Raw genomic sequence first — 26,966 nt, forward strand, 5'->3', positions numbered from 1 at the left:
TGGAAACGGATACGTCAAGAAATTTGGGGCGAACCGGAGAGTTCTGATCGCTGGCCGGGACCAGTCACGCCTCGCGCCAGGTTGCATCCTGGTGCTCGCCTACGCCGGGCGGCGGTGCCGAGTACCGGGCGGGTGTGCCGGAAAGCGAAATCGGCAAAGCGACCGAGCGCAGCGTGTGCGTCGTACCATCTGGGGCAACAGCCGGAGTCTCGGCGACCGGCGCCAGATCAAGTGACTCAGCAAGTTCGAGGGCCTGGGCGATCGTGTTCACGCGGCCCGCCGGAATGTTCGCCGCGGTGAACGCCGCAATCCATTCCTCAGCCGGGCGGGTGCGCAGCGGCAGCTCGAGCGCCGCCCGCAGCTCCACGCGGTGCGCGACGCGCTGCGGGTTGCTCACGAACCGCTCGTCGCTCGCGAGCTCAGGCACCCCGAGCACCTCGCACAGACGCGCGAACTGGCCGTCAGTCCCCACAGCCAAGGCAAGTGCCTGATCGGCTGCGTCAAACGTCTCGTAGGGAGAGATTGAGGGGTGGGCGTTCCCCATCCGCGTCGGAGACACACCAGTCTCCAGCGTGGAGGACGCCTGGTTCGCAAGCGCGGAGAGCAACGAACCGAGCAGGGTCACTTTCACGTGCTGTCCCTGGCCCGACGTAGCGGATCCCGCCGTGTCCCGCGCGCGCAGCGCTGCCTGGATCCCGATCACCGAGTTCAGGCCAGTGAGGATATCGACGAGCGCGACACCGACCTTGGTGGGATCGCCGCTCTCCTGTCCGGTGATGCTCATCAGGCCGCCAACGGCCTGCACCAGCAGATCGTAACCGGGGAGGTCCCGCCCCTCCGTGTCCCCGAAACCGGAGATTGAGCAGTACACGACACCCGGGTTCGCCGCGGCGACCTCCGCGTAGCTCAGCCCGAACTTGTCCATCGTGCCCGGCTTGAAATTCTCGATGACTACGTCCGCGGTCGCTGCCAGTTCCCGGGCGCGCTCGAGGCCCGCGGGATCACGCAGGTCACACACGACGGAGCGCTTACCGCGGTTCACACCCGCGAAGTAGGTGCTCTGGCCAATCGCGTTGCTCGGCGGGTTCCACTGCCGGGTGCCATCCCCTTCGGGGCTCTCAATCTTGATCACGTCGGCCCCGAGGTCGGCGAGGATCATTGTCGCGTGCGGCCCGGCCAGCACGCGCGAAAAGTCGGCCACGCGTATTCCCGCGAGTGCCCCGGCATTCCCACCCGCCGCCTGCGCTGCGGTGTGCTCCGTCTGGTCGTTCACGTACTCCCCGTTCACTACTCGTCCGATGCGTGTCGCGCCGCGCGCCGCACCCCGGTTGTGCCCAGTGTATGGCGAGCTACGCACGCCTCGGCCTGCGTCCTTGCATAGGCTTCCGTTTCACCCCTGTGCAAGAATCTCACTATGGCCGCTCTCACTGAATTGCTTGCACTGCCTGATCTCGCACTCCGCCTCGTCCAGGCGGGACCCGGCGACCCGGAGATCAGCTGGGTGTCCACCACGGAACTGCTCGACCTGGGCGAGTACCTCGAGGGCGGCGAGATTATTCTCACCACAGGGCTCTCACTGTCACACGCTGATGCCCGCTGGCGGGACTTTGTCGCGAGTCTCAGCCGCGCACGGGTGGCCGCAATAGGCTTCGGCGTGGGCGTCAATCACGAGCAGATCCCGGCCGCCCTGGTGCAGGCAGCGAGCGCCTACCGAGTCGCGCTCTTTGAGATTCCCCTCCCGGTTCCGTTCATCGCCGTCAGCAAAGCCGTCGCGGAGCTCGTACGTGCGGATGAGCTGCGGTCCGCGCGCAGCGCCCTGCAGGCGCAGCAACGCTTGCTCGACGGTGCGCGTGGCGAGCAAGATCCGGCGGAGGTCCTCGCCAGTATCGCCCAGGCGACGGGGAAACACCTGGCCCTCCTGACCTCAGATGGGGCAATTCTCGCGAGCACCGCGGGGTTCGCGGCCGCGCAGGACACCGAGCCACTCGAGACGATCAAACTCGACCGAGAGGGCTCGCTCCGGCTTGCCGTCGCGGGCACCGCCGCGCTTTCCCCGGAGGGCCGCTCAGCGATCGCCGCGGGCTCAATCGTGCTCGGGCTCAGTCTGCGCGGCGCGGGTGCGGAGGAGCGGCGCGAGCGCGAACGGTGGGAACGTTTCAGCTGGGCACTCCTCACCGAACAGACGCCCCCCTCGACAATTGAAATCTTGTCGGCCCGTGTGCGGCTCCCGAAGCGGGTGCGCGCCGTGGCCGTTCAGGGTACGGCGGAGGACGTCGCGGACTGGCGGCGGCGTCCGCGCAGTGGGCTTGATCGCCTTATCACCCCGGGCACCACCCCGCCCCGGGCACCCGGCCTCGCGCTTGCCTGGCAGGTGTGCGCCGACACGGAGAGCGCCACCGAGCACGCGATCGCGGTTGCCACAAGCCACGGGCTTGACGTAGTGATTGGGCGCCCTACGGCACCGCAGGACGCCTCACACAGTCTCCGCTCGGCGCACGCCCGGCTCCGCAGCCTCTCCCCCACCGCGCCACTGTATGCCGCACCACGCGTCCCCGACGTGGTCTGGGCCGACCGCGACACCCCGTTCCTCGAGGCACTGTTTGCGCTCGATCGTGGGGCCCCTGCGGGTGTGGCCGCGCAGACCGCGCACGGGCTCAGCGAGCGTGTGCTTGGCCCGCTCTCGCACCAGGACGTGGCGCTCCCTGATACGGAGCGCGCCCTCCTCCGGGGGACACTCCGCGCCGTGTACGAGGCGGACGGACAGCGCGGCCCCGCAGCTACCGCCCTCGGCATTCACCGCAACACCTTGCGCGATCGGATCACCCGTATCGAACGCCTCACCGGACGCACCCTTGCCGACGCCGACGACCGCGCGGAGCTGTGGCTCGCGCTCCGAATCGAAGAGGTGGATCTGGGTGCGTAGGGATTCTGGTCAGTAGAGGAGGAACTGGGCGGTGCCGCTGCCCTGCGTCCCGGCAACGGTGACGCGGAGATGGTAGGAGGCGCCGTCAGCGTTCACCGGGTCTCGCGTGATGGCACAGGTCTCCGTGCTTGATCGCGTACGGTCCCACTGCACCGGCTCACTCTCCACAGGCTTGCCCGGATCTACAATCACGGGGAGTGACTCGGGGTTTTCCTGACAGTCGGTCGATCGCCAGACCTCGTCGTCGCCGCTCGCCACCACGAGTTCCATCCCGGCCGTGCCAAGATCTGCGGTACAGGCGGCCTCGCCGGTGTTCTCCACCGACAGGGAGAGCCCGGGCAGCTCGCCCGGGGCGTAGTCACCCTTGTCCGTAACGGGAGTGACACGGAGCTGTCCGGCCGTGCAGGCCGCTGCCCCAGCGCCGTCAGCGTCCTCGTCCGCGTCGTTCTTCGGGGGCTCCGTTTCCAGGCCGGCCGGGACCTTCACCTGTGCTGCCTCTGGGACATCGTTGCCGGATCCCGGTTTGACGATCACAAGCACGATCACCGCGATGAGGGCCACAAGCCCAGCGAGCACAAGGAGACGACGCCGAATATAGACCTTCCGGTCTTTGGGACCGACGGGCTCTCGGAGGGTCGACATGGCGCCAGCGTAGCCGCAAACCCCTAGGGGAGCTGCTTCACCATCCGCGTGTTGCCGAGCGTATTCGGCTTCACCCGGGCAAGATCCAGGAACTCCGCCACGCCCTCGTCGTTTGAGCGCAGGAGCTCGGCGTACACGTCAGAGGCGACAAGCTCAGTGTCCTCCCCGACCTCCGCGAAACCGTGGCGTTCGAAGAAGTCGGTCTCGAAGGTGAGGCAGAACAGCTGCGTCAGGCCCAGGTCGCGAGCACGCTCCTCAAGGGCGTCGAGCAGGCGGTGACCGATCCCGCGCCCGAGCCAGGCTTCCGAGACGCCGAGGGTGCGCACCTCGCCCAGCTGCTCCCACATCACGTGCACCGCGCCGTAACCGATGACGCGCTCCTCAGCATCGATCGCGACGATGAACTCCGGTACCGCGGCGTACAGGTCGACGAGGTCCTTACCCAGCAGGATCCGGCGCGCTACGAGGGGTTCCATGAGCTCGACCATGCGAATCACGTCCCCCGTTCGCGCGTTGCGGATGCGGATCTCGGGTGCGGCACTCATGCCCCAAGTCTAGTCCGGGGCACGACCCCACACGCACGACGGCCCCCTGCCGAAGCAGGGGGCCGTCGTGTCTCCGCGAGAAGTCTAGGACTACTCCGCGGTTGTGTTCGGCGTGGCCGCGGTCGAGGCCACAGCGGCCGCCGCCGAAGCGGAGGTCTCACCGTGCTCCTTCGCGGAGCGCGACTCGGTCTCGAAGGTGAACTGGCCGTCAGCCAGGTCAACCTTCACCAGGTCGCCCGCGAGCAACTCGGCACTCAGGATCTTCTCCGAGAGACGGTCCTCGATCTCCCGCTGCATCGCGCGGCGCAGCGGCCGCGCACCCAGCGTCGGATCGTACCCGATGTCGGCGAGGCGCTCGCGCGCCGCCGTCGAAATCTCGATGTACATGTCGCGGTCCAGGAGCCGATCCTTCAGCTGCTTCACGAACAGGTCCACGATCTGCAGCAGTTCGGCCTTCGTGAGCTGCGGGAAGACGATCGTGTCGTCGACACGGTTCAGGAACTCGGGCTTGAAGTGCTTCTTCAGCTCCTCATTCACCTTGCCCTTCATCATGTCGTAGCCAACCGAGGAGTCGCCCTCGAGCTGGAAGCCGACCGGGCCACCGGCAATTGCCGTCGAACCGAGGTTCGTGGTCATGATGATGACGGTGTTCTTGAAGTCGATGACGCGACCCTGACCGTCAGTCAGGCGTCCCTCTTCCAGAATCTGCAGCAGCGAGTTGAAGATGTCCGGGTGAGCCTTCTCGATCTCATCGAACAGCACCACGGAGAACGGCTTGCGGCGCACCTTTTCGGTGAGCTGGCCGCCCTCCTCGAAGCCGACGAACCCGGGAGGAGCACCGAACAGGCGCGAGACTGTGTGCTTCTCGCCATACTCCGACATGTCGAGCGAGATCAGCGCGTCCTCGTCGTCGAACAGGAACTCCGCAAGCGCCTTCGCGAGCTCCGTCTTGCCGACGCCCGTGGGGCCAGCGAAGATGAACGAGCCCGACGGTCGCTTCGGATCCTTGAGGCCTGCGCGCTGACGACGGATCGTCTTCGCGAGCGCAGAGATTGCCTCGTTCTGGCCGATGACCCGCTGGTGCAGAGCCTCTTCCATGAACCGCAGGCGGCTTGTCTCTTCTTCGGTGAGCTTGAACACGGGGATGCCCGTGGCCTGTGCCAGCACCTCTGCGATGAGCCCCTCGTCGACCTCGGCGTTTGTGGCGACGTCACCCGCACGCCACTGCTTCTCCAGGCGGAGACGCTCGGCGATCAGCTTCTTCTCTTCGTCGCGTTTGTTCGCCGCGGCCTCGAAGTCCTGATTCTCGATCGCCTGTTCCTTGTCGGCACGGACAACCGCGATCTTCTCGTCGAACTCACGCAGCTCGGGCGGGCTCGACAGGATCGAGAGGCGCAGGCGTGCGCCAGCCTCGTCAATCAGGTCGATCGCCTTGTCAGGCAGGAAACGATCCTGCACATAGCGGTCCGCGAGGTTTACGGCGGCGACGATCGCGCCGTCCGTGATCGACACCTTGTGGTGCGCTTCGTAGCGGTCGCGCAGGCCCTTGAGGATGTTGATCGAGTGCGGCAGCGATGGCTCCGCGACCTGGATCGGCTGGAAGCGGCGTTCCAGCGCCGCATCCTTCTCGAAGTGCTTGCGGTACTCATCAAGCGTTGTCGCACCGATTGTCTGGAGTTCGCCACGAGCAAGCATCGGCTTCAGGATGTTCGCTGCGTCGATCGCGCCCTCGGCGGCACCCGCACCCACGAGCGTGTGGATCTCATCAATAAAGATGATGATGTCGCCGCGGTTACGGATCTCCTTGGTGACCTTCTTGAGGCGTTCCTCAAAGTCACCGCGGTAGCGGCTGCCCGCGATCATCGAGCCAAGATCCAGCACGTACACGTGCTTGTCCTTGAGCGTCTCCGGCACCTCGTTCTTGACGATGGCCTGCGCCAGGCCCTCGACGACGGCGGTCTTGCCGACGCCGGGCTCGCCGATCAGCACCGGGTTGTTCTTGGAGCGGCGGGAGAGGATCTGCATGACCCGCTCCACCTCTTTCTCGCGCCCGATCACCGGGTCGAGCTTGCCCTCACGGGCGGCCTGGGTGAGGTTACGACCGAACTGGTCGAGCACCTGCGAACCCTTCGCCTCGCCGCCAGTCTGCTCCGGGGCGCCAACAGTCGCGTTCTCCTTGCCGGCCTGGTAGCCGGAGAGCAGCTGGATGACAGTCTGGCGGACGCGGTTCAGATCCGCGCCCAGCTTCACGAGCACCTGAGCAGCAACACCCTCGCCCTCGCGGATGAGACCGAGCAGAATGTGCTCGGTACCGATGTAGTTGTGGCCCAGCTGGAGCGCCTCGCGGAGGCTCAGCTCCAGCACCTTCTTCGCACGCGGCGTGAAGGGGATGTGGCCGGCCGGCGGCTGCTGACCGGTGCCGATGATGTCGGTCACCTGTGCGCGCACAGCGTCCAGCGAAATCTCGAGCTGCTCGAGCGCCTTTGCGGCGACGCCCTCACCCTCGTGGATCAGGCCGAGCAGGATGTGCTCGGTCCCAATGTAGTTATGGTTGAGCATCTTCGCCTCTTCTTGGGCGAGGACAACAACGCGGCGAGCGCGGTCGGTGAATCTCTCGAACATCTATAACCTCCCAGGCGGATCGCGGTCCAGATCTGCCGATGCACCCAGATTACGGGCAGAACCAGAACTTTGGGGGCCTGTTCGCCAGCGGCGTGACGCGGTGCCTCGCCCTGGGAAGCGCCGGGAGCTCTCCTGCTCCGCCCAGGGCATTCCCGGACCGCAGGCGCTAGCGTAGCTGGCATGACCGTTCCGTCTTCCACTCCTTTCGGGTCCGCTGGATCGGCCGCTCGCCACATCGCTGTGGTGCGGCACGGTGAGACCGACTGGAACCTTGCCGGGCGCATCCAGGGGCGCACCGAGATTCCACTCAACGACACGGGGCGAGCGCAGGCCGCCGAAACCGCCACGGCGCTTGCACGAGCCGCCGGCTCGCTCGGCCCCTGGGCGGGCCTGTTTGCCTCGCCGCTCTCCCGTGCGAGCGAGACCGCGGAGATCATTGGGCGCGGCCTGGCGCTCCCTGGCCCGCGGATTGACGAGGAGCTCTGGGAGCGCGATTTCGGGGCCGCCGAGGGCGTCTGCGTGCCCGAGGCTCACGAGCGCTGGCCGGGCCTCGAGATTCCCGATGCGGAGTCGATCGATGCGCTCGCAGCACGCACGGCAGGGGCATTCAGCCGGATCCTCGCGGAGGCACCAGGCTCGATCGTTGTCGCGCACGGGGCGATGATCCGGGCTGGTCTCGGGCGGCTCACGAGCACGCCAATGCCGCGGATCACCAACGGCGAGGTCTGGATCCTGAGCCGTTCCCAGGGGCCGAATGATTCAGTGCCGCAGCACGCCGCGATCCGACTTGACGCGCTGGGAGTACTCAGCGCGGAAGAGCCACGCGACCCGAATATGGAAACCGCGGTCTAACTCAGAGACTCCGAGCTGCGGCGCGTTCTCACGAGCTGGAGATCGCCGAGCCGTTGACCTCGTGGGTGACCCCGCGAGAGATCTCACGCACGGCATGCTCGAGCCCGTCCACTCGGGTATCCAGCTTGTCCATCCGGGAATCGAGACCATCCATCCGGGAATCGAGCTTATCCATCCGGGAATCGAGTGCGGTGAATCTGACGTCAAACAGGGTCTCCATCGCGGTGAAGCGGACGTCAAGCTGGGTCTGTGTCGCCGTGGCGTGCGCTTCGAGCTGGGCCTGCGTCGCCGTCGCATGCGCCTGCAGCTGCGCCTGCGTCGTCGTTGCCAGGTGGTCCAGCGTCCCGCGAACGGCGGTGGAGTGTGTGTCGAGTTGGTGCTGCGTCGTCTCGGCATGTGTCGCGAGATCTTTGGCGAGCGACTCCACTTGGTGCTGCATCGTCTCGGCATGTGTCGCGAGATCTTTGGCGAGCGACACCACCTGGCGCTGCATTCCGTCGGTATGCGTGTCGAGCTGACGCTGCATTCCCTCGGTGTGCATGGCGAACTGGCCCTGCATTCCATCGGTGTGCATGGCGAACTGGCCCTGCATTCCCTCGATGTGCACGGCAAGCTGGCGCTGCATTCCCTTGGCGTGCGTCTCCATCCGACTGTGTAGTCCCGAGAGCTGGGCGACGATAGCTCCCTGCATGCCGGCGGAGTGTGTCACCGTCTGATCCTTCAATGCCTCAAACTGGCCTACCCACCGCTCGTCCGTCGCCGCCCAGTGTGTTTCCATGAGCGCCTGGAGCAGGTCATAGCGGGTCCCGAGTTCGGCCCTCAATGAGGTCATCATCCGATTCAAGAACCAGGGAATAATGCTCACGAGTGCCGCGAGCGTCGCGGCCAGCACACCAATCAAGCTCCACATCTGTGGTTCGTTCATGGGGATCATGCCTCACATTCTGCGTTAGGGATCCCCATATTTCCAGCGCTGCACCGAGTTTCTTGCGCGTCGAGCCACATCTGTGGATAAGCGCGCTCGCTGCGGCTCTATACCGGGCTTGTGGAGGACGCTCGGGGCCACGAACGGAGCAGCTCCCCTACTGCAGAGCTGAGGTGAGACGGGCGAGGCCGTCAAGCAGTTGCGAGCGCAGTGGCTGCTGCATCCACTCGTCCAGGGTCAGCTCTCGGGAGTTTGCCCGATACTCGTCGCTCACCGCGTCAAGGTCCCGCACGAAGCTCTTCCCGTGCACAACCATCGAGATCTCCATGTTCAGGCCGAATGAGCGCTGATCCATGTTCGAGGAACCCACAACCGCAACTGCATCGTCGATCGCGAAGTGCTTGGAGTGCAAAATGATCGGCGGGCGGTACATCCAGATCCGGACACCCGCACGCAGCAGTTCCTCGTAGTAGGAGCGCTGGGCGTGATAGACAACGGCTTGATCACCCGTTTCGGACACGAACAGTTCCACCTCAACGCCGCGCGCGGTCGCCGCGCGGAGGGCGTTCATGATCGAGCCGTCGGGCACAAAATACGGACTCGTGATGCTGATCCGGCGCTGCGCCATGTACAGCAGGGACACAAACACCTGTAGGTTGTTTTCGCCCTCGTAACCCGGCCCGCTCGGCACGATCTGGCACTCAAGCATGCCCGGCTGCTCAACGGCCTCGAGCGGGTCCGCGAGATTTGTCAGGTATTCACCGGTCTCGAGGTACCAGTCCCCCTGGAACACGGCTTCGAGCCCGAGCACGATGGGCCCCTCGACGCGAACCATCAGATCCTTCCAATGGAGCCCGCGACGGTGGTTTGACGGCTTGTTGTAGCTCGAATCCACAAGGTTCTGGGATCCCATGAACCCCACCCGGCCATCCACCACGACAAGCTTCCGGTGGTTGCGCAGATCGGGTCGCTGGTACTCGCCCCGCCAGGGCCGCACCGGGAGCATATAGGCCCACTCCGCCCCCATGTCGTCGAGACTTTGAGCGGTGCGCCTGGTGCCCGGGTTCCGCACGGCCGAGATGTGATCCAGCAGCACGCGCACGTGCACGCCGCGCTGCACGGCCTCCCGCATCGCGGTGAAGATCCCGTCGGTCGCGTCGTCATGCACCAGGATGTAGAACTCGACGTGGACATAGTCAGTCGCCTCGCGGATTGCCGCGGCCATCTGCGCCAGCGAGTCCTCATAGTCGATTGTCATCGTGGCGGCGTTCCCCCGCAGCATGGGCTGCGCGCCCAGCGAACGACCAAGCTGCACGACCCCGCGCAACTCCGGTTCGAGGTGTTCCTCAGCCGCAGTCAGGCCGTTCTCCTCGCGCTCCGCGATCTGCGACACGAACTGGTTGATCGCTTCCTGCTTCTGCTCGCGCTCCCGCGGGAGCCGCTTGCTTCCGATGATCAGGAACAGCAGGAGCCCCGGCACCGGGAGTAGGAAGATCGCGAGCAGCCAGGCCATACCGGCAGTGGGACGGCGGTTGCGTGGAACGACAAACAGCGCCACGATCCGCACCACGTTGTCGATGATGAGGAACGCGAGCGTCCACCAGAAGGGCCAGTTCAAGCCAAACCAGTTCGTATCCATGCGCGCCCTCTCCACCGCAGCACCGCTCGCGCAGCAGCACCGAACGATCAGGGTCGCGCGTACGCGCGCCCATGCTACATACTGTAGCGGGCACCACCGACGTCACCGGGCGCGGCGACGGAACCGACGAGCTACGTGTCGTCGCGCGTGGGAAGCCCGGCCTTTGCCCGCTCCTCCGCGCTGATGCGCTCGTATACGCGACGCTCAGTGCGATCAGCGCGCAAAATCAGGCGCAGCACGAGCCAGAAGAAGAGCCCGATCAACACGGTCGGGGTCAGCGACCAGATCGCGTTCATCCACCAGTTATCCATACAGCCACTCTACCTGCTCTGTACCCGGGAAGCCTGTGTGCGCGGGGAGCGAGACCGCTCCCCGCGCAGCGCACCAGTGCTACTTGACGAGCGGGAACAGGATCGTCTCGCGGATCCCAAGACCAGTGAGGGTCATCAGCAGGCGATCCATGCCCATGCCCATGCCTCCGGACGGCGGCATACCGTGCTCAAGTGCGCGCAAGAACTCCTCGTCAACGCCCATCGCTTCATCGTCGCCGCGAGCGGCCTCGGCCGCCTGCTGCACAAAGCGCTCGCGCTGCACAACCGGATCCACGAGTTCCGAGTAGCCGGTTGCCAGCTCGAAGCCACGCACGTACAGATCCCATTTCTCGACGACGCCCGGGATCGAGCGGTGGTGGCGCGTCAGCGGGCTCGTCTCCACGGGGAAGTCCATCACGAAGGTGGGGCGGGTCAGCCCGTCCTTCACGAAGTGTTCCCACAGCTCCTCGACGAGCTTGCCGTGGTTGGGCAGCTTCACCTCGACGCCCTCGGCATCGGCGATCGCCTGCAGTTCAGCAACCGACGTCTCGGGGGTGACCTCGCGCCCGGCCGCTTCGGAGAGCGTGCCGTACATCGAGATGCGATCCCACTCGCCACCCAGGTCGAACAACGTACCGTCCGCCCACTCGACGACGTGCGTGCCCTCACGGTCCGTGCCCACGTTCGCAGCGAGCGCGGAGTTCTGCACGAGATCCTGCGTCAGGTCAGCGATGCCGTTGTAGTCGGTGTAGGCCTGGTACGCCTCGAGCATCGCAAACTCGGGACTGTGGGTGGAATCCGCGCCCTCGTTGCGGAAGTTGCGGTTGATCTCGAAGACCCGCTCCATGCCACCGACAACTGCCCGCTTGAGGTACAGCTCGGGGGCGATACGGAGGAACAGCTCGGTGTCGAACGCGTTCGAGTGCGTCACGAACGGGCGCGCCGAGGCGCCGCCGTGCATGGTCTGCAACATCGGGGTCTCCGCCTCGATGAAGTCGCGCTCGGCGAAGGTCTGCCGCAGGCTCGCCATCGTACGCGCGCGGGTCACGACATTACGACGTGCCTGCTCGCGCTGGATCAGGTCGAGGTAGCGCTGGCGGACCCGCGTCTCCTCGTTGAGCTCCGCGTACATGTTTGGCAGCGGCGCAAGCGCCTTCGCCGCGATCTGCCACTCACGGACCATGATCGACAGCTCACCGCGGCGGCTCGAAATGACCTCGCCGCTCACGAACAGGTGGTCGCCCAGGTCGACAAGTTCCTTGTACTCGGCGAGCGATGCTTCGCCCACCTCCGCGAGGCTCACCATCACCTGCAGGCGCGTGCCGTCGCCCGCCTGCAACGAGCCGAAGCAGAGCTTGCCCGTGTTGCGCTGGAACACGACGCGGCCGGCAATTCCGACAGTCGCACCCGATGCGGTGTCCGGGGTCTCCTCCAGGTGACCCCACTGCGCACGCACGGCGGGAATCGTCGTTGTGACCGGCACCGCGACCGGGTATGCGCCGCCGCCGAGTTCGGCGCCGGCGTTGAGCTTGTCGCGCTTCTCCAGGCGCACGCGCTTCTGTTCAAACACTTCCTCGGCGCTGATGGCCGAGGTGGCATCGTCCGGGGTTGCGGGTGCGTTGGCTGCGCTCTGATCACTCATTGGGGGTGGGTCCTCCGTTGGGGCTGACGTACCCGTCTATCCTAGGCCAGACGCCGAGCCGCGGTGGTTTCCCGCTAGATTCCGCGGGAGCCTCATCGCAGCGTGGGCCGCCCCCACCACTACGAAGGAGATACACGCGCCACGTCCCGGTTTCGGCGAAAAATCTCCGTGAAACTCGTGAGTCTCCGTGGAAATCGTGAATCTCCAAAGAGCGAATCGGCGGGCACGAGTACGCGTAGCGACCTTTGGCTGCCCGGTTTGCACGGGGTACCCGGGCAACTCGGGCAACCGGCGTACCCGGGCAACCGGCGTACCCGGGCGACCCGGGCAGCCGGCCTACTCAGGCAGCTCGGGCAGCTCGCGGCCAGCCGCGGCCAGCAGTTCTTCCTCGACAGCGGCGCGCACAACCCCACCCGCCAGGCGATCCGGGCGCTCAATTCCCAGCTCACGGAGTGCATCGGTGGCCTGGCGCACCACAGCACGCGACAGCTCCCCCGCCGCGGTCATCGCATCCGCGTAGGCCACGCGATCCTGTTCCCGCACCACCACGGGTTCGGCACCCATCTCGACCGCGAGCGCCTGCCCAATCGGGAGCACGGGCGCGGGGGCCGTCACAGCGATCGTCGCCCCCGCGAGACGTGAGAGATCGAGGCTCGTCCCGGTGAACACAATCGCCGGGTGCAGCGCCAACGGGATGACCCCGGCCGCAAGCGCCGGCGCGAGCACCGCAGTGCCGTGTTCAGGCGCGGTATGGATCACAAGCTGTCCCGGCTGCCACACCCCCGTCGCGGCGAGGCCAGAGGCGAGGCCCGGAAGCTGGTCGCCCGGGACAGCCAGCAGCACAAGTTCCGACCGGCGCACAACCTCGGGCACGTCTAGGATCGGCACCCCCGGAAGCATGGCCTCGGCCCGCTCCCGACTCTCAGCGCTCACGGCAGAGATCCCGGTGATCGCGTGCCCCGCGCCCGCGAGCGCGCGAGCCAGCACGGGCCCGACCCGACCGGCCCCGACGATACCGACCCCGAGGCGTGACTCAGCGGCTCCCACGTTCACAGGGTCGCCTCCGGATCCGCATGACGAGGTGCCGGGGCCGCGCCCCCAGCGTGAGCTCGCGCGATCCGGTCGGCCTCAGCGCCTTGAATGCGAAGCACGGCCGCTGCCAGTGCGTCGAACGTGCGCTGCGCGTCACCGAGTCCGAGCCCACGCACCTCCATTCGCACCGGGCCGAGCACGGTGTGTGCCTGAATCGACGCGAGATCCAGCGCTCGGTGCACAAGCGGCCTGCGCAGCTGCACGGACTGCGCCCGGACAATGGGCATCACGGACAGGGAGCGCGTCATGACGCCGCGCCGGATCCGGAGCGTTGCGTCTTCGGTGCCGAGACCCTCGATCGCGATTCCGGCGCGCTTCCGACCCCACCACAGCACCCATCCGGCTCGGGGCCCGGCACCGAGGTAGCCGCGGGCAGGGCCACTCAAACCGTCGCGGAGCGCGGCGATCTCCGCGTCGTCATCCCCGATGCCGGGCAGCAGGGTGTCTAGCACGCGCAGCACATCGGCCTCGAGTCCGACAGGGAGCACAACGTTCTGGGAGCTGTTCTGGCCACCCTGGGCGACGGAGTGGCCCGCGGTGGTGATGCGCACCTTCCACCAGCCGAGCGGGCGCCAGAACAGCGGCTGCCGTGCCTCAACGGCGTGGATTCGGCCAAAGGGAATCGTCTCGGTCATCGTGGAGGTGAGCCCAGCACCGGTGCGGACGGTGTCACGACCCCGCGAGAGCGTGAAGTTGAAGCCCTTGTTGAACTGCCCCAGCATAACGCCCGCCATCACGATGATCATCGGGATGATGCCGAAAATCAGATACGGCGACAGGATCGCCCCGCCGATCACCACGGCGAGCACCACGAGCACCAGAGAGACCGCTTCCCAGCTCAGCGCGATGCTGCCCAGCAGCCGGCCCACGGGAACCTTCACGAGTGACTGCGCGGCGAGCGCCTCCGCGTCCACGTCGGTGTCGATGAAATCCTGCGCGCGTCCCACGAGCCCGTCCGCTGCGGCAAGCACCGCCCCGTCAAGGCCGATGGCATCGCCACCTCGGATCTCGGTAATCGACGCGGCCGCTCCTCCGGTCCCGTTCCGTTTCTCCGCGGCGCGGCGCAGGATCTGCTCGCGCACGGTTTTCGCGTCCTGGTGGCCGAGGTATGCAAGCTCGACAGTGCCGCCCTGCCCGGCGGTCACGATCTGGATCTTGGTGAGCCCGAGGGCGCGCGCCAGCATGGGCCGCTGCAGATTCACGCTCTGAATGCGCTCGAGGGGTGCGCGCCGGTGGTTGCGGAACACAATGCCACTGCGCGTCTCGACGGCCTCGTCCGTAATCCGATAGGTCGCGAATCGCCACATGAGCCACGAGATGCCGACGATCAGGAGGATCAGTACGAGGGCGCCACCGAGCACCACAACCAGGAGCCCGCGCTCCATGATGAAGGTAATCAGGTCCGCTTCATCGACCGCTGAGGTTGCGGCTTCGGATTCAAGCAGATCGCCTGCGAAAAATAGTTCGACGAGGCGGTCGCGGAAGTTCGCGATGACGATACCGGCGATCACCAGCAGTGCAAGGCCACCCCGCAGCAGCGGGGAGAGCGGATGCATACGGCGCCAGCCCTCCGCATCGGGGGTGCCGGGGAGGGCCGCGGGTGTCAGGGGCGCTGCGGCCGGATCAGGCTGTGCTCCAGCACGCTGTGCCGGATCAGCCAGTGCCGGATCAGGCTGTGCCGGATCAGGCTGTGCTCCAGCAGGCTGTGCCGGAACAGGCTGTGCCGGAACAGGCTGTGCCGGATCAGCCGGTACTCGATCAGGCAGCGAGTGCGGGTCGGACTGGCTCACAGTCCCGACCGCCGGGTCTCGGCGAGCATCACGAGCCGGTCGCGCAGTGCCTCAGCGTCCTCCGCTTTCAGACCAGGTAACTGCACGCCGGTCGCGGCCGACGCCGTCACGAACTTGAGCGTCGCGAGTCCGAGGGCGCGCAGCAGCGGCCCACGGGTCACATCGACGAGTTGGAGCCGACCGTAGGGCACGGCGATGACGCGCTCGAACATGATTCCGCGTCGGAAGAGCAGGTCATCCTCACGGAGGATGTAGCCGATCGCGCGCACGCGGCGGAAGGCAAACAGCGAATTGATGAGCAGCACCACAACCAGGGCCGAGAGGACGAGGATGGGCACCAGGCGCTGGTCACCAGCGTTGAACCAGAGGATGAGGCCGACCACGGCGCCGAGCCCGATCGTAAATGCGAGATTCAGAATGAGGTCAGCCCAGGCATACGCCGGGGATACCCGCTGCCAGTCCTCCGTGCCGGTGGGCCAGGAGGGGTCGGGAGTCGTCGCATCGTGTGGGAGAGCGTCAGTAGTCACGCGGACCAGCCTAATCCAACCGTTCCCAGCCTCCTACGGCTTGCGGTAGGCGGCCTGGCCTGCCGGCCCGGGCTCCTCGCCAGTTTCCTCAGTTCTCTCGCCGTCACCGGGCGGAACGCGGCACAGGTGTTCCGTGATCGCCGCGCACACAATCAGTACTATCCCGCCGCCAAGCACCACGAGCATCGGCACCCAGGTCGTCGCGGGTGCGGGAACGCTACGTCCCAGAAGCGAGAGCGCCAGCCCACCACCGAATCCGCCGAGTAGTCCGCCAACGAGTTGGCCGGCGCGAGCGGTCGCGAGCAGGCGCACCGCGTGGAACGGGTTGACATCGCCGGCTCGTTTCAGCACGGCGCGCCGAAGCCGGATTCCCAGCGTCAGCAGTACCGCTGCGATGAGCACCAGCATGACCGCGAGGGAGAGCGGCGGCACGAACGGGGCCGACCCCCGACCGGACAACGCAAACTGGACAACAAGCCCGATCGCAATGCCCATCGCCGCTGCCGCGAGTACCGCGAGCGGGTTCGTCCGCTCGTCACCGCGCATCGGGCACCCCCGGATGCTCCGCGGACGCACGGTCGTCCGATACCGCCGTGAGCGGGCGAGTCGTATCTCCCACCCGCGCCAGCAGCTCTGCGACCCGACCGTGCCCCATGAGCACCGCGTCGGGGTCGAGGGCAAGCCAGGGCGAGAGCACAAAATCACGCTCGAACGCCCGCGGGTGCGGCACCGTCAAGCGGTCGTCCTGCACCGCCCGGCCGCCGAACAGGATGATGTCAATGTCGAGGGTGCGGTCCCCCCAGCGCACGTCGCGCGTGCGGCCGTGCTCGGCCTCGATGCGCTGCACAACGTCGAGCAGCTCGTGGGGCGTCAGCGTGGTGTCGGCCTTCGCCACACCGTTCAGGTAGCGCGGGGCATCAGGATCCGGCCCCGCCGTGGTGAGGGCGATTGTCTCGCGGAGCGGAGAGGCCACGAGATTGCGGATCCCTGGCTCCCCGGCAAGCACCGTCTGCGCGGCCACGATCGTTTCGCCGCGGTCGCCCAAATTCGCGCCGAAGGCGAGCAGGATCGGCACCACCTGGGCGATCATCGGGACCCTCCCCGCACCACGGTCACTGACACGTCCCGGAAGGGGTGCGCGATCGGGGCGTCCGGCTTGTGCACCGTGATCCGAGCCTCGATGACTCCCGCGAAGCCGAGCGTCACGTCTGCGACGCGCTCCGCAACGGTTTCGATCAGATCGACAGGGTCGCGCCCCACGGCAGCGACGATTGCGTCCGCGAGTTCGCCGTAGTGGACAGTTTCTGCGAGTGCGTCGCCCGCTGCGGCGGCTCGCAGATTCACGCTCACCTCGGCGTCGATGAGGAAGCGCTGGCCCCGCTCCCGTTCAAAGTCGAAGACCCCGTGATGTGCGAATACCTCGAGCCCGGTCAGCGTGATCCTGTCGGTGGGCCCGCTGGGCTCGGGTGTGGAGACGGGTGATCCTTCGGCTCCCTGCCAGGCGTGCTGCACCGCGAGCGCCTGCACGGTGCCCGCGACGTCGTGCACGCGCACGCCCCACGCCCCGGCCTGCGCAGCGAACGCACTCACCACGGCGGTCGCGAGGTCGCGTTCATGGCCCCCCGGCGCGGGGTCAGCGAGCCGCGCAGCTGCGGGCAGCTCGGCGATCGCCTCGCCCAGCATGCGTTTGCGGGAGGCACCCACGAGCACGGGGAAGCCCAGTTCGGTAAGCGCGTCGAGCTGCGCGAGGATCCGCCAGCCATCCGCTCCGGTCTTGTCGAAGCCGAGACCGGGATCGAGGATCAGGTGTTCACGGGCGACGCCGGCGGCCAGGGCCTTCTCAGCGAGACCGGCCAGCGCGGCCCGAACATCACGAACCACGTTCTCATAGTCCGAGTTGGCGTGGGCCGGATCGGGGATCCCGCGCCAGTGGCCGGCGATGAACCGCACGCCGTGTTGGCGGCTCGCGGCAGCGGCGACCGCGAGCATGTCGGGGTCGTGGAGTCCGCCGGACACATCGTTGATGATCCGCGCCCCGGCAGCAACTGCCGCGGCCGCGGTGGCCGCGTGGATCGTGTCGACCGAAACGTCGATCCCCGCCGCTGCCAGCCCCTCGATTACCGGGACAACCCGGGCCTGCTCGGCCTCGGACGGTACCGGGGTCGCGCCGGGTCGCGTGGACTCGCCACCCACATCGATGAGGTCGGCACCCTGCGCGCGAAGCTCGAAGCCGCGCGCGATTGCGCGGTCCACGGAATCATAGACGCCGCCGTCGCTGAACGAGTCGGGCGTCACATTGAGCACGCCCATCACACGGGTGGGCGTGCCACGGGTGATCATTGCGCACCTTCTGAGCCACCGTGCCCGAGCAGTGCAAACACCGCGGCCTGCTGCGTGGGATCGGCAAGCACACCACGCGAAGCCACGGTGACTGTCACAGCGTCTGCCTGGCGCACGCCGCGGTCAGAGACGCAGCCGTGGCGTGCTTCGAGGACCACAAGCACACCCTCAGGGTCGAGCCCGTCGGCGAGGGTCTGAGCAATCTGCTCCCCCAGCCGTTCCTGCACCTGCGGGCGCGCCGCAAGCGCGTCAACGACGCGCGGGATCGCGCTCAGACCGACCACGCTGCGGCCGGGCCGGTAGGCGATATGCGCCCGTCCGCGGAAGGGCAGGAGGTGGTGTTCGCACATTGAACGCAGCGTAATGTCGCGCACAAGCACGAGCTCCCCAGTATCCGCGCCCACCGGGATCGCGTCGCTCAGGAAGGCTGCGGGATCCTGTCCCATGCCCGCGAAAAACTCGGTGTACGACTCGGCGACCCGAGCTGGCGTACTCGCCAGCTCGGGGCTGTCCGGGTCGGCACCGATCGCGTGCAGCAGCTCGCGCACCGCCGCGGCGACGCGTTCGCGATCCACGGTCTCGTTCATGTCGTTACCGGGCGCGGCCGTCAGTGTCGTCCGCGTCGCGCACGCCCAGGTTCCGCGGCGGCTCGGTCGATCCCGGTGTGTGCGAGGAAGGAGCCTGCGGGGCCGGTGTTTGCGGGGCCGGTGCTTCAGGCGTCGGAGCTTCAGGCGTCGGTTCTTCCGCTGCGGGAGCCTCCGCTGCGGGAGCCTCCGCTGCCGGAGCTTCGGATGCCTCGGCCTCGGGTGCCGGATCCGTCTCCGGGCCGCTGATCGGGCCGTCGGCGCGCAGCACAGCCGGGACCTCGATCGGAGGCCGATGCGACACGGGGCGGTCGTCGTGGGAGAGCCACGTGGGCCGCTCAGGCAGCTTCTGCACGTCGACAAAGATCTCGGCGACCTGGTTGTGGTCGAGCGTCTCCTTCTCGAGCAGCTCGCGCGCCAGGCGATCCAGCACGTCGCGGTTCTTCACGAGTGCCTCATACGCTTCGTTGTGGGCCTGCTCGAGGAGTTCACGGACCTCTGAGTCGACCGAAACCGCGATCCCCTCGGAGTAGTCCCGGCTCTGGCCGAACTCCCCCATGAACGCGCCGGCCTGCGCCTGACCGAGCTTGACGGGGCCGATCGCGGCAGACATGCCGTATTCGGTGACCATCTTGCGGGCCGTGCTGGTTGCTTTTTCGATGTCGTTGCCGGCACCGGTCGTCGGATCGTGGAACACGAGTTCCTCGGCGACACGTCCGCCGAGCGCGTATGCGAGCTGATCCTGCAGTTCGTTGCGGGTCACCGAGTATTTGTCTTCGAGCGGGATCACCATCGTGTATCCGAGGGCGCGTCCGCGGGGTAGGATCGTGATCTTCGTGACCGGGTCTGAGTGGTTCAGCGAGGCTGCTACGAGGGCGTGTCCACCCTCGTGGTACGCCGTGATCAACCGTTCCTGGTCCTTCATGATGCGCGTCCGGCGCTGCGGACCGGCGATCGCGCGATCAATGGCCTCGTCGAGCGCGCGGTTGTCGATGAGCTGTGCGTTTGAGCGCGCGGTCAGCAGCGCGGCCTCGTTCAGTACGTTGGCGAGATCCGCACCGGAGAACCCGGGGGTCTTGCGCGCAACGACCGCGAGATCCACGTTCTGGGAGAGCGGCTTGCCCTTCGCGTGCACCTGCAGAATCTTGAGACGGCCGGGCATGTCCGGCGCGTCCACGCCAATCTGCCTGTCGAAGCGGCCCGGGCGCAGCAGCGCGGGGTCGAGCATGTCGGGGCGGTTCGTCGCCGCGATCATGATGACGTTTGTCTTCGGGTCGAAGCCGTCCATCTCAACGAGCAGCTGGTTCAGGGTCTGCTCGCGCTCGTCGTGACCGCCGCCCATTCCCTGACCACGGCGCTGGCCCACAGCGTCGATCTCATCGATGAAGATGATCGCGGGAGCATTCGCCTTCGCTTCTTTGAAAAGGTCGCGCACGCGGCTCGCGCCGACGCCGACAAACATCTCAACGAAGTCCGAGCCGGAGATCGTGTAAAACGGCACCCCCGCCTCGCCGGCGACAGCGCGCGCGAGGAGCGTCTTGCCCGTTCCGGGAGGACCGTACAGCAGCACACCCTTCGGGATCCGGGCACCCACGGCTTGGAAGCGCGTAGCGTCGTCGAGGAAGTCCTTGATCTCGTGGAGCTCCTCAACTGCCTCGTCGGCACCGGCGACATCGGCGAAGGTGACCTGCGGGGTCTCCTTCGAGACGAGCTTCGCCTTCGACTTCCCGAACTGCATCACGCCGCGGCCGCCGCCCTGCATGGAGGACAGCATCCACCACAGCAGCAGGCCGATCAAGAGCAGCGGGAGCAAGAAGCCGAGGAGCGACCAGAGCGGGTTCGGCTGCGGCACCTTATCGGTGAAGCCGTCCTTCAGCTTGGCGTCCGTAACCGCCTCGACAACCGCTTCCCCACGCTGCGACACGTAGTAGAAGTACACCTCATCGGTGCCGAGCTTCTTGTTGGCCTTGGTGAGCGTGAGGTTGACGCGCTGATCGCCGTCAACGATCTCCGCGGCCTTCGCTTTCCCCTCGGACAGCATTTCGAGTCCCTGCTTCGTGGGGACCTCTCGGACGCTGCCGCCCGACAGCAGTGACCACCCGAGGAGCACAATCAGCGGCGCGAGTACCAAGTACAGCAGTGGTCCGCGGAACAGCTTTTTGCTCTTCGGTGAGCTCTTCGGGGATTTCTCTGCCAAGTCAGGGCCTTTCGAAATAGGCGAGCCGGAAGTTTCCAGCAGATGCAAGCGTAGCCAATAGCACTGACATCGCACTGGAGAAGTGCGTCATGTCCGCTCAGGGCGCACGCAAAAGCGGTCGCGGGATCCCGCGACCGCCCGAGCGGCTACTCTTCGCCGCCGTAGACGTGCGGTGCGAGCACGGCAACGTCACGGAGGTTGCGATAGTCCTCGGCATAGTCCAAGCCGTAGCCGACCACGAACTGCACAGGGATATCAAAGCCGACATAGGCAACGTCGACCTGCACCTTGAGCGCTTCGGGCTTCCGGAGCATCGTGCAGATACGCACCGACTTTGCGCCCCGGCTCTCCAGGTTCTCCTTCAACCACGACAGAGTGAGGCCCGAGTCGATAATGTCCTCGACGATCAGCACGTCACGCCCGGCGATATCGGCATCGAGATCCTTCAGGATCTTGACGACCCCGCTCGACTTCGTGCCGGCCCCGTAGGAGGACACTGCCATCCAGTCCATCTGCGCGTGGAAGCGCAGCTCACGGGCCAGATCGGCCATCACCATCACGGCGCCCTTCAAGACGCCAACGAGCAGCGGCGGCTCCGCGGGATAGTCTGCTTCGATCTCGCGAGCCATCTCCGCGAGACGGGCCATCAATTCGGCTTCGGTGTGCAGTACAACGGTGAGGTCATCCCCCAGATGATTGGCATCCATGTCGCTATGTTAGTCCGCGGCCCTGGACGATTTCTGCCTGAGACGGCGAATTCACCACGGATCTTGCCCCGTCCCGCCGGGCGTGCCCAGCTACCGCGGCGCGCGCGCATAGGCGCGGAACACGAGCCGTCCGGCCTCGCGGCCCACCCGAATGCCCGGCACCGGGATCGGACCCTGCCCGCGCCAGTCGGTCACCAGTGCAGCAACCGTCTCGGTGTGCTCCCGACCCAGGTGGGCCCCAAACTCGGTGGCGGCGAGCCGGCGGATCACCCGATTGCGCAGCGCAGCCGGGAGCCCGTCGAGAACCGCAACGTCGAGCGAAACACTGGCGGGGGCTTGGTCGGAGCTGTGCCGGGCGCGCTGCAGTGCCTCGGCCGCGAGGGTGTCAAGCGCGGCCGCGTCCTCTGCCGCCAAGTCAGCGGTGCGGGCTAGGGCAGCCGCCACCCCGGGCCCGAGCTCTGCCTCCAGTACGGGAAGCACCCGATCCCGCACGCGGACACGGGCGTACTTCGGATCCGCATTGTGCGGGTCCGCCCAGGGGGTAATGCCCAACCGCGCGCAGCTCGCGAGTGTGGTCTCCCGGGTGATCTCGGGATCCGGCGCGAGGAAGGGCCGAAGCAGCGTGCACGCGGAGCTGAGCGACCGCGTCGCCGGAATCCCCGCGATACTGCGCAGCCCCGAACCGCGGGCCAAGCCCAGAAGCACCTGCTCTGCGTGGTCGCTCCGCGTGTGCGCGGTCAGGATCGCGCGGGCCCCGGTCGCCTCGGCACCCTCCGCAAACGCCTCGTAGCGGGCACTGCGTGCCGCCGCTTCCGGACCGCCCGGCACGTCCTCAGCGACAACGATCCGGCGCACGATCACGGGTTCGAGGCCCCACGCAGCCGCGTGTTCCGCGGCCGTCCGTGCGACGTCGTCCGAACCCGTTTGCAGCCCGTGATCGATGATGAGCGCTCCGGCACGAATCCCGAGTTTCGGTGCCTCCGCCGCGAGCGCCGCCGCGAGCGCGAGGGAGTCGGCGCCGCCCGAGAGCGCCACGAGCACAAGCTCAGGTGGGGTCACGCGCTCGGCGTGGAGCGCCTCGCGCACCGCGCGCCGGGTCGCCATCAACGGCCGATCCGCGGCACGGTCGAGGGCGGGAGGCGCGGCGTTCATGCTCTTCAGCGTAACCGCCGAGCGCGGGCAGCGCGCAGGGGCAGCGCCCAGGGGCAGTGCGCACAGGGGCAGTGCGCACAGGGGCGCAGCTCAAGTCGGGTAGCCTAGTGCCTGCACGAATCCGTCGGGATCGGGAGCCGCCCGCCCGCCATCATCATTCGAAGGAGCGCGCATGACCGCAGCATTCGACGCCGTCATCGAGATCCCCAAGGGGAGCCGCAACAAGTACGAGATCGATCACGAGACCGGCCGGGTGTATCTCGACCGCGTGCTCTACACCGGTTTCGTCTACCCCGCCGACTATGGCTTTTTTGAGGAGACCCTCGGCGAGGACGGCGATCCGCTCGACGTGCTCGTGCTGCTCGACTACCCGGTGTTCCCCGGCGTGGGCATCAAGGTCCGCCCCGTGGGCGTCCTCAAGATGAGCGATGAGGCCGGCGGCGACGACAAGGTCATCGCGGTGCAGCACAAGGATCCGCGCTGGTCGCACATCCAGGACGTCGAGGACATTCCGGAGTACACGCGCAAGGAGATCGCACACTTCTTCGAGCGGTACAAGGACCTGGAGCCCGGCAAGTGGGTCAAGGTTGACGCGTGGGGCTCGGCCGCGGACGCGGAACAGCTCATCGTCGAGGCGCAGGAGCGTCTCGCCGCGCAGGGCCACTAAGCTCAGCGCATATACAACGGCCCGGGATCGCACGCGATCCCGGGCCGTTCTGTACCTACGGGCCTAGTAGAAGCCGATGTACGCGGCGGGGTTAACAAAGCCATACCAGCCGTCGTCCTGGTTGAGGCGCATCTCGAAGTGCAGGTGGCAACCGGAGCTTGCGCCGGTGGAGCCAACGTAGCCGACAAGCTGGCCCGCCTCGACCCACTGGCCCGGAGCAACCGACGCCCACTCGGCCATGTGCGCATAGCGCGTCTGCCAGCCGGTCGGGTGGTTGATCGTGACCATGTTTCCGCCCATACCAAACTCGTGGTACGTTGCGCGGACGGTGCCCGCCGCAGCCGCCACGATCGGGGTGTAGCAGCCAGCCGCCAGGTCGATACCTGTGTGATCCGGGCGTCCGGGAGGGGCAAACTGTTCGGAAACAAAGCTGTACGCGGTCGGGATCACCCAGCCGTTCGAGACGCCGCCGCCCGTGTTGCCACCCCCGCCATCGCCGCCACCGGTGTTGCCACCGCCGCCATCGCCACCGCCGGTGTTCCCACCGCCGCCACCATCGCCGCCTCCGCCCTGGTTGGCGTTGTTTGCAGCTTCCTGCTGCTGCCGGGCGAGCTCAGCCTGCTGCCGCGCGTACTCCTCGGCGAGTTTGCGCAGCCGCTCTTCTTCGGCCTTGCGCTGCTCTTCCTCGATCCGGAGCCGTTCCTGGTAGCCATCAACTGTCTTCGTCGTGGTGTCCTTGAGCGCAGCGAGCTGGGCTTCGAGTTCGCCCTGCTGTGCTTCCTGGGCGCGCACCTTCTCGCCCTGGTTTGTCATCGCGGCGGCTGCGGCCTCTTCTTTGGCCTTCACGTCTGCGCGGAGCTCCTCGCGCTCCTCTTCGGCAGCGGTGGCCTGCTTGCCGAGCGTGTCCGCCGTGTTCGCCGCCTGCTGTGCTTCTTCAGAGAGGAGTGTGTTGCGCTCGGTCGCCTTCGACATCGATGCGAGTCGCTCAAGCAGTGCGTCGGCGGTTTCCGCGTCCGCATCTAGGAACAGCTCCATGCTGCGATCCACTCCGCCGGAACGGTACATCTGTGCAACGAGGACGCCCGCGCGATCCGCTGCCTCAGCGGCTTCCTTTCGGCTGGCTTCCGTCTGGGCGCGCAGGGTCTCAGCCTTTGCTGCCGCTGCCGTGAGGTTCGCCTCCGCCTGATTGAGTTCCTCCATGGTGGTGGAGTGGAGGTTTCGCAGCCTGTCAAGTTCCTTCTCGCCGTCGGCGATCAGTCCCTCAATCTCGGTGACCTTTTTTGACGCCGTCGCTTGGTTTTGCTTGGCCGCCTGCACGTCATCCCACGTGGGGAGATCCAGCGCCTGTGCGGGCGTGGGTGCCGCCGCAAGCTGACCGCCGATCAGCAGGCTCCCGGCGATCGCGCACGCTCCGAGCACGCCGATCACCCGTCGCGTCCCGCCGGTATTCCGCTTCTGCATATCGCCTCGCATCCAAATTCCGGGCAGAAAAATCCACCTTCACGGTAGCACCGCCCCGAACGCGAGCGAGCCGACTGTCCGAATATGCGTGGAAAAACGCTGAAAACTGAGTGCGCGCAGCACGCCTCGGCGTTAGTCTTGCGATTCCTCAAGTGAACGCTGGCTGGCGTCAATGAGTTCAAGCATCGAGCGGTGCAGCGCGGTGAGCTCCTCGGGGGTCATTTTCAGCCGGCGCGCCATTTCGATCGGAACCTGCTCGGCGCGGGCACGCAGCGCCTCACCCTCGGGCGTCAGCGTGATCTCCAATCGTCGCTCGTCCGCGGAGCTCCGCTGCCGCCGGGCCAGGCCCTGCGTCTCAAGCCGCTTCAGGAGCGGTGACAGCGTCGACGCCTCCTGGTGAAGCAACTTCGCGAGCGTGCTGAGGTCGAGGGTGCGGTGCTCCCAGAGCGCCAGCATCACCAAGTACTGCGGGTGTGTGATCCCGAGCGGATCGAGCACCGGCTTATACGCCGAGACGATACCGCGCGAGGCAACCGTGAGCGCAAAACACACCTGTCGCTCCAGGGTCAAGGGGTCCGTCCTACTCATGCCGCCATTTTCGCAGATTCCGTCGCGTGGCGTATCATTAATTCGTGCCCTAACCATTTGTGCATGAATCCTTGGAGGACGAACATGACAACCCAGGCTCCCGGCGCGCACGCCACAACGCACGCGACGCCCGCTTCCCCGGCGAGCAGCTCCCCCGCGCACCAGCGGGCGCCGTTCGTACCGAATCCCCACCCGCGGCACGGCGCGAGCACGATCATCGGCTTCATCGTCGCCGCCGCACTCGTCTTCGGCGGCTTCTACATGATGGGCATGGCTTTCAGCGTTCCCGGCGCTGAGTTCCTGCTCTTCGCGGGCGGCATCGTCGTCGACGCGATCGGCCTCTGGGTCGCATTTGGCCTGATCCCCTACCTCGCCGACCGCCGCCGCGACTAGAAGCCTGCGCCGCCGCGGACATCGGCACGCTCGGCGCACCGTACGCGACGGAGATTCTCGGGCTATGTAGCGATTCCGGGGAAAAATCTCCGAGAAACTCGAGAATCTCCTGCGCGTCGGTGAGGGGAACGCGCGCCTGCATGCAGGCAAGCAGGCGCGCTGCGCGCAGGCACCGCGCCCTATGCCTCGTCGAGCAGCGCGGCGGCGAACAGCGGACGCGCGGCGTCGGCAGCCGGCGGGTGGAACATGCCCGCCGCAGCATCCCGATACAAGCGACTCGCCTCGTGACCGTTATCGAAGCCCGAGCCGCCTGCGCACTGCAGCGCGACCTCCGCCATGCGCCGCGCGGCTGACGTGGCGTGCAGGCGTGCCCCCACAAGGCGCGGCTGCCAAGCTGCACCGTGGTCCACGAGTTCATCGAAGTCGCGTGTCACCGAGTCGAGCAGCGCGGGCACCACGAGATAGTCCAGGTGCGCATCCGCGAGCCGCACCCGCGATTCGGGGACCTCGGCGAGCGTCGTCCCGCTCCGTGCCGATGTGCGCTTCCGTAGCCCTTCGGCCGCGACATCGAGCGCCCGGCGCGCAACCCCCGCGTACACGGAGGCGATGAGTAGCTGGAAGTTGGCGGCGATCGCAAAGGGCAAAAGGTCTGGCTGTGGGCCCAGTGGCAGCCGCCGAACGACTCGATCCGCCGCCATCGGCACGCCATCCAGGCGGGTCGCGCGGCTCTGTGACGCTCGCATGCCGAGCACGTCCCAGCGATCCGACACCGTGATCCCCGGTGCGGATCGCTCGAGAAACCCGTATACAAGCGTCGGCGCTGCCGGATCGCTGCGGTCCACACCATGAGTCAGGAGTCGCGTCCAGACAGGCGAGAGCGAGGTGAAGATCTTCGTGCCGGTGATCCGGTATCCGCCGCCCGCCTGCGGTGCCGCTTCGGAGTGCGAGTCGCTCAGCACCCAGTCATTGCCGGGCTCACTGATCCCGAAGGCGAAGATCTCCCCGGCCATCGCTTCGCCGAACACATGATCCAGCGAGCGATCCCCGCGCTGCCGCATGGCAACCGCGACGCCCGTGCACATGAGGTGCATGTTCACGGCGAGCGCGGTACCCGGTGCCGCCGTCGCGAGTCGCTGTTGCAGTCGCGACACCTCGTGCAGCGTGAGGCCGGGCCCACCGTACTCCTCCGGTACGAACACCGTGAGGTACCCGTGCTCCCGCAGCGCCGCGAGGTCCTCGGTGAAAAACGCGTTGTCGTGATCCGTCTCGGCCGCCCGGTCCCGGATCCGCTCGATCAGGGCGTCCGGCAGAAACCGCTCCGCGAGCTCCCGGTGACGTGTCTCCCGATCGGTCATGTGCGTGCCTCC

At 66.9% G+C, this 26,966-nt stretch carries 25 protein-coding genes; 4 read left to right on the forward strand and 21 right to left on the reverse strand.

Features of this window, described 5'->3' with window-relative positions:
• Positions 1–64 precede the first annotated feature (64 nt).
• On the reverse strand, positions 65–1,273 hold the full coding sequence (locus tag FM113_RS09575; protein ID WP_087014367.1) for a CaiB/BaiF CoA-transferase family protein: 1,209 nt from the start codon (positions 1,271–1,273) through the stop codon (positions 65–67).
• 141 nt (positions 1,274–1,414) lie between these two features.
• Here FM113_RS09575 and FM113_RS09580 point away from each other — a divergent pair, with 141 nt between their 5' ends.
• Entirely contained in the window at positions 1,415–2,923 is a 1,509-nt protein-coding gene (locus tag FM113_RS09580) for a PucR family transcriptional regulator (protein WP_087014062.1), read from the forward strand.
• Positions 2,924–2,932: 9 nt separating this feature from the next.
• Here FM113_RS09580 and FM113_RS09585 read toward each other — a convergent pair whose 3' ends face one another.
• From FM113_RS09585 to FM113_RS09595, 3 genes are all read right to left on the reverse strand, one after another.
• Positions 2,933–3,565: a hypothetical protein gene (locus FM113_RS09585; protein WP_087014064.1), complete on the reverse strand. Its 633-nt coding sequence runs from the start codon at positions 3,563–3,565 to the stop codon at positions 2,933–2,935.
• A gap of 23 nt (positions 3,566–3,588) precedes the next feature.
• Positions 3,589–4,110 (reverse strand): amino-acid N-acetyltransferase, encoded by a 522-nt coding sequence (locus FM113_RS09590; RefSeq protein ID WP_087014066.1) that lies wholly within the window; start codon positions 4,108–4,110, stop codon positions 3,589–3,591.
• Between the two features lie 90 nt (positions 4,111–4,200).
• Complete coding sequence (locus FM113_RS09595; RefSeq protein ID WP_087014068.1) at positions 4,201–6,732, reverse strand: ATP-dependent Clp protease ATP-binding subunit; 2,532 nt, start codon at positions 6,730–6,732, stop codon at positions 4,201–4,203.
• Between the two features lie 180 nt (positions 6,733–6,912).
• On the opposite strand from FM113_RS09595, the gene FM113_RS09600 reads away from it, so the two are divergent.
• The gene (locus FM113_RS09600) at positions 6,913–7,584 is read left to right on the forward strand and encodes a histidine phosphatase family protein (RefSeq protein WP_087014071.1); all 672 of its coding nucleotides are present in this window, start codon (positions 6,913–6,915) and stop codon (positions 7,582–7,584) included.
• Between the two features lie 28 nt (positions 7,585–7,612).
• Here FM113_RS09600 and FM113_RS09605 read toward each other — a convergent pair whose 3' ends face one another.
• From FM113_RS09605 to tilS, 14 genes are all read right to left on the reverse strand, one after another.
• Positions 7,613–8,509: an apolipoprotein A1/A4/E family protein gene (locus FM113_RS09605; RefSeq protein WP_176387149.1), complete on the reverse strand. Its 897-nt coding sequence runs from the start codon at positions 8,507–8,509 to the stop codon at positions 7,613–7,615.
• Positions 8,510–8,666: 157 nt separating this feature from the next.
• Positions 8,667–10,148: a cardiolipin synthase gene (gene cls, locus FM113_RS09610; protein WP_087014075.1), complete on the reverse strand. Its 1,482-nt coding sequence runs from the start codon at positions 10,146–10,148 to the stop codon at positions 8,667–8,669.
• A gap of 131 nt (positions 10,149–10,279) precedes the next feature.
• On the reverse strand, positions 10,280–10,459 hold the full coding sequence (locus FM113_RS09615) for a hypothetical protein (RefSeq protein WP_087014077.1): 180 nt from the start codon (positions 10,457–10,459) through the stop codon (positions 10,280–10,282).
• 79 nt (positions 10,460–10,538) lie between these two features.
• On the reverse strand, positions 10,539–12,101 hold the full coding sequence (lysS, locus tag FM113_RS09620) for a lysine--tRNA ligase (RefSeq protein ID WP_087014079.1): 1,563 nt from the start codon (positions 12,099–12,101) through the stop codon (positions 10,539–10,541).
• A gap of 336 nt (positions 12,102–12,437) precedes the next feature.
• On the reverse strand, positions 12,438–13,154 hold the full coding sequence (locus tag FM113_RS09625; RefSeq protein WP_254908949.1) for a Rossmann-like and DUF2520 domain-containing protein: 717 nt from the start codon (positions 13,152–13,154) through the stop codon (positions 12,438–12,440).
• Positions 13,151–14,983, reverse strand: a complete 1,833-nt coding sequence (locus FM113_RS09630; RefSeq protein WP_254908950.1) for a PH domain-containing protein — start codon at positions 14,981–14,983, stop codon at positions 13,151–13,153. The genes FM113_RS09625 and FM113_RS09630 overlap by 4 nt, the downstream gene beginning before the upstream one ends.
• Positions 14,980–15,510 carry a PH domain-containing protein gene (locus tag FM113_RS09635; protein ID WP_176387150.1) on the reverse strand — a complete coding sequence of 177 codons (531 nt, stop codon included), beginning with the start codon at positions 15,508–15,510 and terminating at the stop codon, positions 14,980–14,982. Before FM113_RS09635 ends, FM113_RS09630 begins: the two co-directional genes overlap by 4 nt.
• Before the next feature lie 33 nt (positions 15,511–15,543).
• Positions 15,544–16,056: a DUF3180 family protein gene (locus FM113_RS09640; protein ID WP_087014083.1), complete on the reverse strand. Its 513-nt coding sequence runs from the start codon at positions 16,054–16,056 to the stop codon at positions 15,544–15,546.
• Positions 16,046–16,600, reverse strand: a complete 555-nt coding sequence (gene folK / locus FM113_RS09645; RefSeq protein WP_087014085.1) for a 2-amino-4-hydroxy-6-hydroxymethyldihydropteridine diphosphokinase — start codon at positions 16,598–16,600, stop codon at positions 16,046–16,048. The genes FM113_RS09640 and folK overlap by 11 nt, the downstream gene beginning before the upstream one ends.
• Positions 16,597–17,850 (reverse strand): dihydropteroate synthase, encoded by a 1,254-nt coding sequence (gene folP, locus FM113_RS09650; RefSeq protein WP_254908951.1) that lies wholly within the window; start codon positions 17,848–17,850, stop codon positions 16,597–16,599. Before folP ends, folK begins: the two co-directional genes overlap by 4 nt.
• Positions 17,847–18,437, reverse strand: coding sequence for a GTP cyclohydrolase I FolE (gene folE / locus FM113_RS09655; RefSeq protein WP_087014087.1), 591 nt, complete (start codon positions 18,435–18,437; stop codon positions 17,847–17,849). Before folE ends, folP begins: the two co-directional genes overlap by 4 nt.
• A 4-nt stretch (positions 18,438–18,441) precedes the next feature.
• The gene (gene ftsH / locus FM113_RS09660; RefSeq protein WP_087014089.1) at positions 18,442–20,631 is read right to left on the reverse strand and encodes an ATP-dependent zinc metalloprotease FtsH; all 2,190 of its coding nucleotides are present in this window, start codon (positions 20,629–20,631) and stop codon (positions 18,442–18,444) included.
• A 146-nt stretch (positions 20,632–20,777) separates the two neighbouring features.
• Positions 20,778–21,338: a hypoxanthine phosphoribosyltransferase gene (gene hpt, locus FM113_RS09665; protein ID WP_087014091.1), complete on the reverse strand. Its 561-nt coding sequence runs from the start codon at positions 21,336–21,338 to the stop codon at positions 20,778–20,780.
• 90 nt (positions 21,339–21,428) lie between these two features.
• A complete protein-coding gene (tilS, locus tag FM113_RS09670; protein ID WP_087014093.1) occupies positions 21,429–22,490 on the reverse strand; it encodes a tRNA lysidine(34) synthetase TilS in 1,062 nt (353 codons plus the stop codon).
• 172 nt (positions 22,491–22,662) lie between these two features.
• On the opposite strand from tilS, the gene ppa reads away from it, so the two are divergent.
• A complete protein-coding gene (ppa, locus tag FM113_RS09675) occupies positions 22,663–23,157 on the forward strand; it encodes an inorganic diphosphatase (protein WP_087014095.1) in 495 nt (164 codons plus the stop codon).
• A gap of 63 nt (positions 23,158–23,220) precedes the next feature.
• Here ppa and FM113_RS09680 read toward each other — a convergent pair whose 3' ends face one another.
• On the reverse strand, positions 23,221–24,618 hold the full coding sequence (locus tag FM113_RS09680) for a peptidoglycan DD-metalloendopeptidase family protein (RefSeq protein WP_087014377.1): 1,398 nt from the start codon (positions 24,616–24,618) through the stop codon (positions 23,221–23,223).
• A gap of 132 nt (positions 24,619–24,750) precedes the next feature.
• Complete coding sequence (locus FM113_RS09685) at positions 24,751–25,206, reverse strand: MarR family winged helix-turn-helix transcriptional regulator (RefSeq protein ID WP_087014097.1); 456 nt, start codon at positions 25,204–25,206, stop codon at positions 24,751–24,753.
• An 84-nt stretch (positions 25,207–25,290) separates the two neighbouring features.
• Here FM113_RS09685 and FM113_RS09690 point away from each other — a divergent pair, with 84 nt between their 5' ends.
• Positions 25,291–25,599: a hypothetical protein gene (locus FM113_RS09690; RefSeq protein ID WP_087014098.1), complete on the forward strand. Its 309-nt coding sequence runs from the start codon at positions 25,291–25,293 to the stop codon at positions 25,597–25,599.
• Between the two features lie 179 nt (positions 25,600–25,778).
• On the opposite strand, the gene FM113_RS09695 is transcribed toward FM113_RS09690, so the two are convergent.
• On the reverse strand, positions 25,779–26,954 hold the full coding sequence (locus FM113_RS09695) for an acyl-CoA dehydrogenase family protein (RefSeq protein WP_087014100.1): 1,176 nt from the start codon (positions 26,952–26,954) through the stop codon (positions 25,779–25,781).
• Between the last annotated feature and the right edge of the window lie 12 nt (positions 26,955–26,966).

Origin of the sequence: Leucobacter sp. 7(1), from assembly GCF_900163635.1 — a bacterium.
GTDB lineage: Bacteria > Actinomycetota > Actinomycetes > Actinomycetales > Microbacteriaceae > Leucobacter.

Bases quoted from the DNA above. Each gene is read 5' to 3' on its own strand.
- FM113_RS09680 (WP_087014377.1), bottom strand. From the start codon at position 24,618: ATGCAGAAGCGGAATACCGGCGGGACGCGACGGGTGATCGGCGTGCTC.
- FM113_RS09640 (WP_087014083.1), bottom strand. From the start codon at position 16,056: ATGCGCGGTGACGAGCGGACGAACCCGCTCGCGGTACTCGCGGCAGCG.
- FM113_RS09585 (WP_087014064.1), bottom strand. From the start codon at position 3,565: ATGTCGACCCTCCGAGAGCCCGTCGGTCCCAAAGACCGGAAGGTCTAT.
- FM113_RS09695 (WP_087014100.1), bottom strand. From the start codon at position 26,954: ATGACCGATCGGGAGACACGTCACCGGGAGCTCGCGGAGCGGTTTCTG.
- FM113_RS09595 (WP_087014068.1), bottom strand. From the start codon at position 6,732: ATGTTCGAGAGATTCACCGACCGCGCTCGCCGCGTTGTTGTCCTCGCC.
- FM113_RS09600 (WP_087014071.1), top strand. From the start codon at position 6,913: ATGACCGTTCCGTCTTCCACTCCTTTCGGGTCCGCTGGATCGGCCGCT.
- tilS (WP_087014093.1), bottom strand. From the start codon at position 22,490: ATGAACGCCGCGCCTCCCGCCCTCGACCGTGCCGCGGATCGGCCGTTG.
- FM113_RS09685 (WP_087014097.1), bottom strand. From the start codon at position 25,206: ATGAGTAGGACGGACCCCTTGACCCTGGAGCGACAGGTGTGTTTTGCG.
- folP (WP_254908951.1), bottom strand. From the start codon at position 17,850: ATGATCACCCGTGGCACGCCCACCCGTGTGATGGGCGTGCTCAATGTG.
- FM113_RS09605 (WP_176387149.1), bottom strand. From the start codon at position 8,509: ATGAACGAACCACAGATGTGGAGCTTGATTGGTGTGCTGGCCGCGACG.
- ppa (WP_087014095.1), top strand. From the start codon at position 22,663: ATGACCGCAGCATTCGACGCCGTCATCGAGATCCCCAAGGGGAGCCGC.
- FM113_RS09590 (WP_087014066.1), bottom strand. From the start codon at position 4,110: ATGAGTGCCGCACCCGAGATCCGCATCCGCAACGCGCGAACGGGGGAC.
- FM113_RS09690 (WP_087014098.1), top strand. From the start codon at position 25,291: ATGACAACCCAGGCTCCCGGCGCGCACGCCACAACGCACGCGACGCCC.
- cls (WP_087014075.1), bottom strand. From the start codon at position 10,148: ATGGATACGAACTGGTTTGGCTTGAACTGGCCCTTCTGGTGGACGCTC.
- FM113_RS09580 (WP_087014062.1), top strand. From the start codon at position 1,415: ATGGCCGCTCTCACTGAATTGCTTGCACTGCCTGATCTCGCACTCCGC.
- folE (WP_087014087.1), bottom strand. From the start codon at position 18,437: ATGAACGAGACCGTGGATCGCGAACGCGTCGCCGCGGCGGTGCGCGAG.
- lysS (WP_087014079.1), bottom strand. From the start codon at position 12,101: ATGAGTGATCAGAGCGCAGCCAACGCACCCGCAACCCCGGACGATGCC.
- folK (WP_087014085.1), bottom strand. From the start codon at position 16,600: ATGATCGCCCAGGTGGTGCCGATCCTGCTCGCCTTCGGCGCGAATTTG.
- hpt (WP_087014091.1), bottom strand. From the start codon at position 21,338: ATGGATGCCAATCATCTGGGGGATGACCTCACCGTTGTACTGCACACC.
- FM113_RS09615 (WP_087014077.1), bottom strand. From the start codon at position 10,459: ATGGATAACTGGTGGATGAACGCGATCTGGTCGCTGACCCCGACCGTG.